Annotated in this window: 11 protein-coding genes and 1 pseudogene; 2 read left to right on the forward strand and 10 right to left on the reverse strand. The window is 32.7% G+C overall.

Annotated features, from left to right (window positions below):
* Positions 1-239: 239 nt before the first annotated feature.
* From KPL50_RS04260 to KPL50_RS04270, 3 genes are all read right to left on the reverse strand, one after another.
* Positions 240-2009, reverse strand: a complete 1770-nt coding sequence (locus KPL50_RS04260) for an oleate hydratase (protein ID WP_216297216.1) — start codon at positions 2007-2009, stop codon at positions 240-242.
* A 124-nt stretch (positions 2010-2133) separates the two neighbouring features.
* Positions 2134-3114 (reverse strand): DUF5692 family protein, encoded by a 981-nt coding sequence (locus KPL50_RS04265; protein WP_216297217.1) that lies wholly within the window; start codon positions 3112-3114, stop codon positions 2134-2136.
* Positions 3115-3237: 123 nt separating this feature from the next.
* The gene (locus tag KPL50_RS04270) at positions 3238-3813 is read right to left on the reverse strand and encodes a TetR/AcrR family transcriptional regulator C-terminal domain-containing protein (RefSeq protein WP_216297218.1); all 576 of its coding nucleotides are present in this window, start codon (positions 3811-3813) and stop codon (positions 3238-3240) included.
* 302 nt (positions 3814-4115) lie between these two features.
* Between KPL50_RS04270 and sigK the strand changes: the two genes are divergently transcribed.
* Entirely contained in the window at positions 4116-4829 is a 714-nt protein-coding gene (sigK, locus tag KPL50_RS04275) for an RNA polymerase sporulation sigma factor SigK (RefSeq protein WP_216297219.1), read from the forward strand.
* Positions 4830-5046: 217 nt separating this feature from the next.
* Positions 5047-5250 (forward strand): hypothetical protein, encoded by a 204-nt coding sequence (locus KPL50_RS04280; RefSeq protein ID WP_216297220.1) that lies wholly within the window; start codon positions 5047-5049, stop codon positions 5248-5250.
* A gap of 92 nt (positions 5251-5342) precedes the next feature.
* On the opposite strand, the pseudogene KPL50_RS04285 reads toward KPL50_RS04280, so the two are convergent.
* The 7 genes and pseudogenes from KPL50_RS04285 to KPL50_RS04310 all read right to left on the reverse strand — a co-directional run.
* Positions 5343-5639, reverse strand: a pseudogene (locus KPL50_RS04285) (PstS family phosphate ABC transporter substrate-binding protein); the annotation flags it as partial.
* Between the two features lie 27 nt (positions 5640-5666).
* Complete coding sequence (locus KPL50_RS04290; RefSeq protein ID WP_216297222.1) at positions 5667-7028, reverse strand: aspartate aminotransferase family protein; 1362 nt, start codon at positions 7026-7028, stop codon at positions 5667-5669.
* Positions 7018-7833 carry a phosphonoacetaldehyde hydrolase gene (gene phnX / locus KPL50_RS04295; RefSeq protein ID WP_216297223.1) on the reverse strand — a complete coding sequence of 272 codons (816 nt, stop codon included), beginning with the start codon at positions 7831-7833 and terminating at the stop codon, positions 7018-7020. Before phnX ends, KPL50_RS04290 begins: the two co-directional genes overlap by 11 nt.
* Positions 7826-8923 carry a 2-aminoethylphosphonate--pyruvate transaminase gene (gene phnW, locus KPL50_RS04300; protein WP_216297224.1) on the reverse strand — a complete coding sequence of 366 codons (1098 nt, stop codon included), beginning with the start codon at positions 8921-8923 and terminating at the stop codon, positions 7826-7828. Before phnW ends, phnX begins: the two co-directional genes overlap by 8 nt.
* 21 nt (positions 8924-8944) lie before the next feature.
* A complete protein-coding gene (locus tag KPL50_RS26875) occupies positions 8945-9931 on the reverse strand; it encodes an extracellular solute-binding protein (protein WP_253200449.1) in 987 nt (328 codons plus the stop codon).
* A 25-nt stretch (positions 9932-9956) separates the two neighbouring features.
* A complete protein-coding gene (locus KPL50_RS26880; protein WP_253200450.1) occupies positions 9957-11582 on the reverse strand; it encodes an ABC transporter permease subunit in 1626 nt (541 codons plus the stop codon).
* On the reverse strand, positions 11575-12327 hold the full coding sequence (locus KPL50_RS04310) for an ABC transporter ATP-binding protein (protein WP_216297225.1): 753 nt from the start codon (positions 12325-12327) through the stop codon (positions 11575-11577). Before KPL50_RS04310 ends, KPL50_RS26880 begins: the two co-directional genes overlap by 8 nt.
* Positions 12328-12471: the final 144 nt, after the last annotated feature.

The following is a 12471-nucleotide window of genomic DNA, read 5'->3' on the forward strand; positions in this document are numbered from 1 at the left end:
TTTTATCTTCTAGGGTAAACCTTCTTCTAGCCATATTTCTAACCTCCATCGTATATTCTTATATTAACATGCTCGTTAGAAACTGTCGAAGACTGTTATGGGGTCAGAATGGTTTTACCTGAACATGGTGATGACATTTAATTTTTTTTCAGTTTAATATATTAAACTGAAAGATAAAGTCGGGGTAATCGCTTTAACGTCGACACCCCGACCTTACGTCTATCTATCCGTTATCAAAACTAGATTATTTTATACCTTTTCAATAAATCTTCAATAACAGTTCCTGAAACCTTCTTTAATACTTTCTTTTTAACAAAGTTCAGTGGGAATGGCAATTTCGTATCCCCGGGCTTTTTACCATCCATCATCTTTGCTGTAGAATCCAGCAATTGACGAACATCATAGCAGGAATTAAATACTTCTGGAACACCACGATCTATGTCTAGCAATGTGTAAACTGCCTCCATGGCTGTTCTAACTGAATACTCAGTTGTAAACACTGTGTCGCGTGGTGTGTCAGCAAATTGACCAAGGAAAGCAAAATTCTCACTGCCCTCTGGCACAACCTTAGGTCTGTCACCTGCTGTTCTTGGCATAAAGAATGCAGTAATATATGGCATCATGCAAGGGATAGAGCGTGCAGATTTTGTGGCCATATCGTGAATCTCGGATTCAGGCACACCCATATGGTAAAGCCATTCTTCTGTAATTTCCACTCCTGTACATTCTCTCATTGGTTTCTTGATATAATTTCCTGGTATTTCGGAGAATAGACCATATACCCAAACTACTAGCTTATCTTTTGGTTGTTCTTTAAAGTGAGGTTGTCTATTCAAAGTATAGCTCATAAGCCAATTAGAGTCTTTTACAGTAATAATGCCACCGGTAACAACCTTTCCGCTAAATGGATCACGTTTGCAAATTTTCTCAATATATTTAGGGATTCTGTTATCAAGTGTGGTAATTGAAGAAGATTCCCAGAATGTTTCTTCTGTACTTGTACAGAATTTATCAGGACGACCGAAAGCAGGATCTTGCTTCGCAATATTTCTCCAAAGCTGCCAACACCCTCTTATAGAGCCATCAAACTTTGGTGCTTGGTTTTGGTCACCTAGGGTAGAATTTTCTGTGCAGCTTCCATTAGTAACAAACACTAAATCATTTTTAGTAAGCTCTATAGTTTCTTCCTTGCCGCCATGAATGCAAACAATTTCCCTCGCAAGCTTTTTACCATTTTTAATATCAAAAACAACATTTGTTACCTCGGTATCATATTGGAACTTAACGCCATGAGCTTCAAGGTATTTTACCATTGGTAGAATTAATGACTCATACTGATTGTATTTGGTAAACTTCAAAGCAGATAAATCTGGCAAGCCGCCGATGTGATGAATAAATCTTTGAAGGTAAAGCTTCATTTCCAATGCGCTGTGCCAATCTCTGAAAGCAAACATCGTTCTCCAATAGAGCCAGAAGTTAGAATTAATAAGCTCCTCTGAGAACACATCAGAAATCTTCTTATCATACAAATCTTCATTGCGAGTCATAAACAACTTTACAAGTTCCTTAGAAGCTTTGTCACTTAGTCCAAACTTTCCATCGGTATGAGCATCCTCACCTCTATTGATAGTTACTCTCTGCAAAGAAAAGTTTGGGTCTTCTTTATTCAACCAATAAAATTCATCTAAAACAGAAACGCCTTCCGTCTCAATAGAAGGAATAGAACGGAATAAATCCCACAAGCACTCAAAGTGGTTTTCCATTTCACGCCCACCACGGCTAATAAACCCCTTTTGACTATCGTTGATACCATCACAAGCTCCTCCTGGGAGATTAAGTTCTTCAAGAATATGAATGTGTTCACCCTTCATCTGACCGTCACGCACCAAAAAACATGCAGCTGACAATGATGCCAAACCAGCACCAACCAAATATGCGGACTTTTTATCCACATCAGTCGGTTTTAAAGGGCGAGCAAATGCTTCATAATTTCCATTGCTATAATACATAGAGCATACCTCCTAATCTTTAATTTATAACTATATTATAAAAACTTATTCTGAGGATAACAATATACAAAAGAGCCATTGTGTCCAAAAATGCCTCTCAATTTTATTTTTTTTGCTAGGCAATTTATTCTGCAAGCGCTTTGATTTCCTTATATTCCTTCAAATCTGTATAGAGCTCTCCAAGATAAGGATTCCTCTTTCTATTAACTACTTTGTAAATCATGTAAACAAATACTGCTATATTTGCAGCTAGTGCTATGAAACTAAATGCAAATAGTGCTACTTTATTGTAGGATGATGCAACAGCAAATGCACCCTTATCAATAAATGCTGGGAATGTCTGTGCAAACATACACCATATAGCCAGTGTTTGCGCACGATGCTGTAGCCATGCTCCTTTTCCCACTGTAAATGCACAGAGTGTTGGCGCTAGTAGCAAAGCAAAACCGCAATACCAAGCATGACCTGGCAGACAGTTATAGGTATAAGCAAAATTCCATAAATCATATGCTATAATCCAAAACCATAGCATATCAGGCCACAGCATATCTTTGCTGGCATCTTTAGCAGTGTGTTTTTTTATGCAAATTCCAAGCCATCCGGTAATAGCTATGATGTTCAGAATACCCGCTATACCATTCATAAAATTCCAGGAACCACCAATTACATACATTGCTTCATCTGCTAAAGTCCCCCCACCGGCATATTGAATGCCAACTTGGAAATCACGGATTACTGCCTCCATAATGTTAATAGCAAGAATAAGTGCCGGGAAACATAATGCCCATTTCTTATCAGATAATCGAGCTTCTTTACCTGTCAGTTTATTTTTCCATTTAACATGCCTAATGCACCAAAAGCCTATACATCCAGCTGTAGAAGAATACACCTTTGCTAAATGGAACCAGTCCGTATAAGTTGTATCCCTGAGTACTGTAAACCATAGTATTGAAAGTGCTAGTGGTAAAACAACAAAACTGAAAAAGCCAACATATTTAAACCTACGAGCTACTTCATTAAAGCCAAAGAGTGCTATAAAAACAATTATCCAAACACCCCCTACGCTTAATGCTGATGCCCCCCCTGCATAATTGAAAACAAACATATTATTACCCCCTAAATATATACATTGGTATTTTATATATCCATTGTATATATTTGTTATTTAATTTTCAATAGACAAAAAAATGAAAGTGTCTATTTTAGACACTTCCATTTATAAAATTAATTATTCTTTTATTTCTTCTTTTACAAATGCGGTCACTGAACGAGGAATACTTCCTGTTATCATGGTCAAAAGCTTTTTAAGGATAATTTCCGGTTCCTCTTCCATTCCTTCACTTACCCAGTCTATAATCAACCCATTAAACACATGTCTATAAAAATTAACAATGAAATCATAATCTTTATCCTTTAATTTTACTGCCGTTTTTTCAACACACTCATCCACCACATCCTCCAATAATCTTGTAGAGAGATTTGTAAAGTATGTATTAAATTCACACCAATAAGAAGAGTTGTATACATGCAGAATCATTTTCGAATTTTTCTTCAGATAATTCATTGTAGCCAGGAACCCGCTTCCCCAGTTTTCAAAGGTTCTGTTTTGCGCAATTTCTAATGATAATTCCTCAAAAAATATGAATTTAAAAACGTTCATGATATCAGTAAAGTGATTATAAAAAGTCTGCCTGTTTACATCGCAATGTTCACAAATTTCCTTCACTGTAATCTTGTCTATAGATTTCTTGTTTAATAATTGTTTAAATGAGTCAATTATTGCAGCTTTTGCATTCTTTTTCATAAACTTCTCCTCTAATTTTAGCTTTCTATTCTCATAAAAATCAATAAATCTACTGTTACCTTATATTTTAATTATACTATTACCGCCTTAAATTGGATATAAAGAAATCTTGATTTATTTATATCCCTATTGTTTATTTAAAGTCTATAACAACTGAAATTTTTTTATAAGAACTTAAAGTTGGATGCATAGAAACAAATTAGTCAGTATATGTAGCCCTGTAAAATTTAAAATTGTATGTACAAGCATTTTTAATAAAATAAAGCATATTATTTTAAGAAGCTCTATTAGGAGGAACATCTTTGTTTTTCATAAATAATCTATTAGATATAATTGGAAATATTACATTTTTAACAGCTTATATAACTGGCAATAGTTCATTCCCTCAACCATTATGTGAGGAAGAAGAGAAATCCTATTTAATAAAATTTAAGGATGGAGATTTACTAGCTAAAGGAATACTCATTGAACGGAATTTGAGACTAGTTGCACATATAGTAAAAAAATATTCATACCAAGAAAAAGATGTAGATGACCTCATATCTATTGGAACTGTGGGACTTATTAAAGCAATTGAAGCTTTTGATATAAGTAAGGGAGTAAGGCTTGCCACCTTTGCCGCAAGGTGCATAGAAAATGAGATACTCATGCTTATTCGTAATAATAAAAAAACAAAAGGGGATGTGTACCTGCAGGATCCTATTGGCACTGATAAAGATGGAAATGAGATATCCCTTATGGATGTATTCAGTAGTGATGAAGATTCTATCTTTGAGATAGTAGAAAATAAAATACAAACTCAAAAACTTTATGATAACATAAACTTTAATTTGATGGATAGAGAAAAGACAATAATTCAAATGCGTTATGGTTTACTTGATGGTAACCCTAGAACTCAAAGAGAAATTGCATTGATTTTAGGAATTTCTAGGTCCTACATTTCTAGAATTGAAAAGAGAGCATTAAAGAGGCTTAATAAGGAATTAAATAAAATTGAGGTTCCTAAACTATTCTAGGATCATAATACAATGATAAAAAAATAGTGCCTTTTCACAGGCACTTTCATTTTGTTTCCATTGAATATATATGCCCTTTAAAGTTTTGTGCGGAGTTTTAAAAAAATTATAATATTTACATAGACTTAACATAATCATAATATGTTATTAATAAACTAAGTTCAGAATATTAGTTAACATAAATAAGAATTTATTAATTAATTTAAGGAGTGTTATTATGATACTTAATCCTGAAAAAAGTAATATATTTAATAAACTTATGATTGATACTATTAAGGCTAAAGAAGATGAGTTTCAATTTGAGGGAGATCAATATATGGTTTGCTCTGATGGTGTTTGTGTACAAACTTTAATTAATGATAAGATTTTATATCGTATTTTTATTAAAGAAGATAAATCTAATAATCTTATAAATCATTAATTGTTAACTGTTTATATAATTCATACTTATACAATTATAATATGCAAATAAAGTAAGCTCTCATCTTCCTTAGATGAGCGCTTGCTGCAACATTATTCTCTTTGAGCCTTCATATCTGCCATCGGAATATATCCCAGTTTTTTTATTCCTGCTTTCATTTCATCACTTACCATATAATCCAAATATGCTTTTGTTATTCCTGTAGGCTCACCTTTAGTGTACATATGCTCATATGCCCAAATTTTATATTTATCTGTGCTTATATTTTCTGCATTTGCTTCAATACCATCAATTTTCAATACATTTAAACCTTCTTTATTAGCTGCATCAGAGAAGTATGATAATGCTAAGTAGCTTATTGCTCCTTCTGTTTTTGTGACCATTCCTTTAACAGCTCCACTTGAATCTGTAAAATTTTATATATTTAAGCTAGACACTATTGCCCTTTCAAAAATACTAAAAGCTATATCAATTTCATTTTTTGAAACTATTAGAGGTGGATGCCAAGTTACACAATTTCCACCTGATACTTTAAATGATAGCCCGAGCTCAAGAGATTTGTATAAAATTTTTTCTGCAAGTTCTTCATACTTTTCTTTTGAATTTCTATTTTTCACAAATTCAAATGTAATTAATAATCCACATATTCGTGCTTCACCAATACAATCATAAGTATTATATAGCCCATATGCTTTTGCTTTTACATACTCTGATAATTTTTTACAATTATCTAAAAGGTTATTATTATCAATATACTCTATAGTAGCACAAATAGCTGCACATCCTACTGCTGGTTTTTCATGAGTATAATGTCCTAGAGAAATATCTTGTGCACAATCATATTTAGCTTTTATAAGCACAGCTGCTTGAGGTATTATCCCACCTCCAAGTCCCTTTCCAAGTACAAGTATGTCAGGCTCTACTTTAAAATTTTGATGAACGTAAAACTCTCCACTTCTACCAATTGCTGTAGGAATTTCATCAAAAATTAGTAATATACCATTTTTATCGCATAGTGCCCTAAGCTGCTCAAAATAACTTTTGGGAGGTATATGTGTATCTGTAGCTCTAATTGGTTCTAATAATATTGCGCCTATATCTCCTTCGTTGATTATTATGTATTCCATGTAATCCAAACAAAACTTAGCAATATCATCTTTACCTATGTTTTGAATTAGATTTCTATATCCATTATAGGGAATTGCTCTTATGCACCCCGGCATAAGAGGGCCCATATCTTTCCTAAAAGCATATTCTCCTCCTACAGAAATAGAGTCCAACCCTGCTCCATGAAAAGATTCCCACATGGATATTACCTTATGTCTGCCTGTTGCCTTTCGTGCAATTTTAAGTGCAATGCCTACAGCTGTGCTGCCAGAGGGAGTAAATAACACCTTATAATCTTTCGATGTTGTCTTGTTTACTAATGCTGCTGCGGCGCGTGCCGCAATATCAGCCGTATACCTTCTTGGAATAAAGGGCAACTCTTGCATTTGTTTTTTAATAGCTTCAATTACATAGGGATTTTTATAACCTATTTGATGAATACTATTTCCATGAAAATCCAAGTATTTCTTCCCTGACATATCTTCAATAAAGCACCCTTCTGCATCTACAATTACATTCATACAGGGCGTGGACATAGATTGTTTCATAAATACAGATTCATCAGCCTTTAAAATATCTTTACTCTTTTGATTGAGGGCATTAATCCACTTTTCTCTATGCAGGCTTAAATTCACATCGCCTTCACGATTTAATCCTAAATTATTTTGCATTTGGTCGCTTCCCTTCTGATATTAAGCCATTAATTTTTTGGATTAACTGTGGTAGTTCTCTCATAGTACTTATAGTAAAATCTGCACCAACTTTTAAGAAACTTTCCTCAGTGCTTTTAATTATTTCACTTTTTTCCTTCTCCACAAGAATAGTAAATTCCTCATAGCTTAGTCCCATCTGTGAACTTCCTACAGCTACCCCTACAGACCAAACTCCCGCATTTATTCCTTCTTTAATATCTGCTTCCGTATCTCCTACCTTCACCACTTTCCATGCTGCTGAAAGTTTTAGTGTTTCAATATTTTTAAATATCATATATGGATAGGGCCTACCAAAAGAGTTTGTAGAATCTGGGGTTACCCAAAAGTCTGGCTCATATCCTTTTTCCTTAGCACCCTCTGCTACTATTTTCATCATCACATCTGTATATCCTGTAGTTGAACCAATTTTTATTCCCTGATTTCTTAGTAATTTAACCGTATCTATAACTTCTGGAATTGGATTCGTATATCGTTTAAGCGAAGCTATAAGTAGTGGCTCAAATGCACCATAGAAATCATCAATATCCTTTTCATTAAAATCCCTACCATATTTTTCTTGCCACATTTTCCTAATTCTTTGCATTTCTAGGATAGCCTTAATGTGATCTCTTTTAAGTATTCCCATAGGAGCTCTCGCTTCCGCCATAGTTACTTCTATACCAAATGCTTTAAATATCTCTAAAAATATATTTACAGGTGCAAAGCATCCAAAATCAACGATGGTTCCTGCCCAATCAAATATAACTCCTTCTACTTTATTCATGTTTTTCTCCTCTCATATAAGCCTCAATAATATAGCATAATTTTTCTATATCCTCTTCATATATTTCACCAATATTACCTATTCTAAATGAATCAACCTCTGTTAACTTACCAGGGTATAGCACAAATCCTCTCTCTTTTACATAATTATAAAAGCTTCTAAAATTAAAATCTTCACTTGGGAAAAGAAAGGTTGTTATAATAGGGGATTGGAGTTCTTCATTTATATATGAACTTATTCCTATCTCTTTAAGCTTTTTTCTTAAATGGTTATTGTTGTCTGTATATCGTTTATTTCTACCTACAACTCCTCCTTCTTCTAATAGCTCATCTAACGCCTTAGAAAAAGCAGCAACCACATGTGTTGGAGAAGTAAATCTCCACTTTCCATGCTTGTCCATATTTTTCCACTGATCATAAAGATCTAAAGATAAACTACTTGAATTACCTTTGCAATTCAAAAGTTTCTGTATTTTGGCTATGATAAATGAGAAACCTGGAACACCCTGAATACACTTATTAGCACTACTAATCAAATAGTCTATACCGAGCTTTTGAACATTAATCTGAATTCCTCCAAAACTACTCATGGCATCAAGTATGAAGGTTTTATCATACTGCCTGCATAATTTCGCAATTTCTTCAATAGGATTCAATATGCCGGTTGTAGTTTCTAAGTGAACCATAGCTACATGGGTTATAGCACTATCACTATTAAGTATCTCTTCTATTCCCTCTGCTTTAGGAAAAGTATTATATTCCACCTTATAAATAGCATAGTTAATTCCCATGAATTTAGCCATATCTACAATTCTTTCTCCATAAGCACCATTAGTAATTATTAAACATTTGTCTTCTTTGCCAATAGCTGTATGTAGCACAGCTTCAACACCAAAGCTTCCACTTCCTTGCATAAGAACTGTAGTATATACCTCAGGAGATGCTTCTGCTAAGTTAAGGATCTCCCTTCTAATCTTTTGAGTAATTTCATTGTATTCATCATCCCAAGTGCAACGGTCAAAGAGCATTTGTTCTTTAACTGTCTTTGTAGTAGTTAACGGTCCCGGTGTTAAAAGTTTATAATTTTTCATATGAAATCTCCTCTCTACTACTTATTTTGAAGCTTTGAAGAATTCTTGATGTTTTGCAAGAAGTTCTACTGTTAATGGACTCTCAAACTTTTTAGGATTACCTGGTTTATTTAGCTTATCTATAGTTTCGCCCGTGTACAGTGCTACAGGATAACTTTTAATAAGTTCAGGTCTTGATTTAGTTACTATAATCTTTGCCATTTCCATAGCAAGTTTAGTTGTAGCTATATCTTTCTTTTTAACTACTGCAATTGATTCTGTAAGTGAATAATTGCCTTCTATTGGATCTATATAATCAATATCTTTTCCCGAAGTTTTGTCAGCTACCGCTTGGTGACGAAGCCCAAATCCTACCGCCACTTCTCCAACTCTAACCTTTTTTATTGGACCTGATCCCGAAGTTTCAATATGAGGTCCACAATTTATAATAAGTTTATTAAGTACAATACTACCTTCTTTTTCTCCATATTCACTAATAATGGCCTGAATAAGAAGCCATGCAGTTGAGGAATTCATTATGTTAGGAATTGAAACTAAGCCTTTATATTCATCTTTAGTTAAATCTTTTATAGATTTTGGCATAACAAGACCCTTTTCTTTCATAGCCTTTGTATTAACAAATATTGCACCTGTGTTTGCGAGTATAGGTGTATAATAGCTTGGATATTTTTCTAATGACTTAGTATCAAAATTTAGGTTTTCAAACATATTGTTTTTTTTCTGTGCACTGTCAATAAAATAAGAGCTCATTGTTACTAAATTAGCTTCAATTCCATCGCCTTCAGCCATCAATTTTCCACCAAGTTCAGATGTTCCTAGAGTTTGTAATACGTATTTACCTTCATATCCTGATGTATTAAGACTTTTTTCCATTGATGCCACAGCTTCTTCATCTGCATTAGTATATATAACAACCTTTTGTTCACCTTTAGAACTACACCCTATAAGCGTAATTAACAATGAACATATCATTAAAGAAATTGTAATAATTTTAGAAACCTTTTTCATAAGAAACCTCTCCTTTATTCCACATTTATTTGTGAATAGCTATTTTTTTATTAACTAAGCTACAGCCAAATTTAATACATATATTTGTTAAAAAAATAAGTATAGATAATACAAACACCTCATTAAAATTTTGAAAATGCTGAATCTCATTAATTTTACTTGTTAGCAGTGATGTTCTTGCAGTAACAAGAAAAATAATAGCACTAATTGTAACCATAGAATTTATAAAATAATACCCAAACATTTCTACTATAGTGGCTATTGAATTAGGAATAATAACACGAGTTATAGTTTTAATCCAGTTATCACCCATTAATTCTCCTGTTCTTTCCCAGGCAGGATTCATTTTAGATAGGGAGTTTTTAGCCATGAGATAGGGGGTAGTAAAAAAATGTACTGTGTTACAAATTACTATTATTGTGAAAGTTCCTTTTAAATCACTTCTATTAAAAAGCATTAAATAAGCTAATCCTAAAACCATTCCTGGAACTGTATTAGTTATCATTGAGAATATATCTATTACTAATTTAGCTTTCTTATTCATATTAGAACGAGCATTTACAATAGCTGCACTATAACAAATTATAGTGCCAATAATTGCTGAAATAATTGAAACGTAAAATGAATTTCCATATACATCTAAAATGTTTCCTGATAAAAGAGTATCTTTGAAAAGCTTAGGATTAAAGCTCATATCATAAGGATAGTTATTAACAAAAGGTGCTATAAACATCACTAAAAATATTAACATAATCCCTACCACGGCACTAACTGACACTAAAGCAAAAGAAATATCTCTAAATTTATTTTTACACAATTCAATTTTGGTAAATTTATCATAACTAAAATTATATTTTTCAAGATAATTCAAAAAGAGCACCCCGAAAACTGCAGGTATAAGCATGAGTATAGCTATTGCCGCACCACCACTTACATTAGGTATGGACCCGAGCATTACTTCATATAACTGAGTTGATATTACACTATAGGTACCACCTACCGAAGCCGGTATACCAAAATCTGTAAAACTTAAAATGAAACTAAGTACAAAAGCTCCTCCTAAGGTACCAATTAAGGGACGAAAGATTGTATTTATAAAACTTCTTAAGAAATCATCACCCATAAGCTTTGATACAACAATAAATTTTTTATCGATATACTCAAAAGAATTATTTATAAGAAGGAAAGCTGAAGGTAAGGTATATATTACATAACCTGTTAAAAGTCCATTGAACCCATAAATTTGAAATAACTCCCTTCCAAAAAGTTTTGTTAATAGTCCTTGCTTACCAAATGAATATATTATGGCGAATCCATAAGTTATGGTAGGTAAAAGCATTGGTATAGAAACTCCAATTTTTATCATGTTTTTTATAGGACTAAATATTTTTGTACAGTTTACTCCGTAAGCTATAATAAAAGCAGAGATTGTTGTTATTAACGCCGTAATCAAGGAAATTTTTATACTATTTCCTATAGCAATTAAAAACTCCTTATTATGGGTAACTAAATAATAATTGGTAAATCCTATGCCATTTTCACCCTTAAATGAATTCATTGAAAGTATTAGTAGTGGAGTAAAAAGGAATACAATAAAAAACAAGGTTATAACAGTAAAAATAATCTTTGTTTCTAGTTTTCTTTTATACATAACTCTCTCCAAACAAGTTATAAATGTTATCTCTTTTTATTTTTAATTGGCGTAATATGAACTCCTCCACAAATTTATTTTTAGGTTGATGTACCACTTCCCTCGGCGAACCATATTGTGAAATCTTACCTTTATCAATAATGAGCACCTTATCCGCCATAGTTAGTGCTTCCTCTGGATCATGAGTTACTATAATAGTTGTAAGCTTGTATTCCCTAGTAATAGCTTTAATTTTTTCCTTAATTGTCTCCTTTATAACTCCGTCAAGAGCGCTCAAAGGTTCATCTAAAAGAAGTATTTTAGGTTTTGTTGCCAGTGTACGAGCTAATGCTACTCTTTGTTTCTGTCCACCCGATAACTCATGAATTTTTTTGTATAAATGAGGTTTTAATTCTAAAAAATCTATTAGTCCCAAAAGGTCATCAGGCGTTACTAAATTAGGTTTGTTTTTTAGACCATATACGATGTTCTTATAGGCATTAAGATTAGGGAAAAGGGCATAATCTTGAAAAACAATATTAAATCCACGATCTTTCATAGATACTTTACTTATATCTACATCATTAAATATAATGCAGCCACTATCCATTGGAGTTATGCCCAAGATAATATTAAGCAATGTAGTTTTACCGCTTCCACTTGGACCTAGCATAGAAACAATATCTCCATTTTCTATTTTTAAATTGATTTTATCTAATATTAATTTACCATCGAATTGCTTTGTTATATTTCTGAGCTCTAGCATTTGACTCGCCTCCAAAATGTTTTCTTTTTATTTCATCGCACTTTTAGTATACATTGGTAAAGGTTAATACATATTATGAATAGGTTAAGAGTTTGTAAAGTATTACTATATGTTTATTATATTTTTACTATATGATGATATACT

Origin of the sequence: Clostridium sp. CF012 (assembly GCF_018861755.1) — a bacterium.
Classification (GTDB): Bacteria; Bacillota; Clostridia; order Clostridiales; family Clostridiaceae; genus Clostridium_AD.

Excerpts from the sequence above, each read along its gene's own strand:
- KPL50_RS04260 (WP_216297216.1), bottom strand. The coding sequence starts at position 2,009 with ATGTATTATAGCAATGGAAATTATGAAGCATTTGCTCGCCCTTTAAAA.
- KPL50_RS04265 (WP_216297217.1), bottom strand. The coding sequence starts at position 3,114 with ATGTTTGTTTTCAATTATGCAGGGGGGGCATCAGCATTAAGCGTAGGG.
- KPL50_RS04270 (WP_216297218.1), bottom strand. The coding sequence starts at position 3,813 with ATGAAAAAGAATGCAAAAGCTGCAATAATTGACTCATTTAAACAATTA.
- KPL50_RS04280 (WP_216297220.1), top strand. The coding sequence starts at position 5,047 with ATGATACTTAATCCTGAAAAAAGTAATATATTTAATAAACTTATGATT.
- KPL50_RS04290 (WP_216297222.1), bottom strand. The coding sequence starts at position 7,028 with ATGCAAAATAATTTAGGATTAAATCGTGAAGGCGATGTGAATTTAAGC.
- phnX (WP_216297223.1), bottom strand. The coding sequence starts at position 7,833 with ATGAATAAAGTAGAAGGAGTTATATTTGATTGGGCAGGAACCATCGTT.
- phnW (WP_216297224.1), bottom strand. The coding sequence starts at position 8,923 with ATGAAAAATTATAAACTTTTAACACCGGGACCGTTAACTACTACAAAG.
- KPL50_RS26875 (WP_253200449.1), bottom strand. The coding sequence starts at position 9,931 with ATGAAAAAGGTTTCTAAAATTATTACAATTTCTTTAATGATATGTTCA.
- KPL50_RS26880 (WP_253200450.1), bottom strand. The coding sequence starts at position 11,582 with ATGTATAAAAGAAAACTAGAAACAAAGATTATTTTTACTGTTATAACC.
- KPL50_RS04310 (WP_216297225.1), bottom strand. The coding sequence starts at position 12,327 with ATGCTAGAGCTCAGAAATATAACAAAGCAATTCGATGGTAAATTAATA.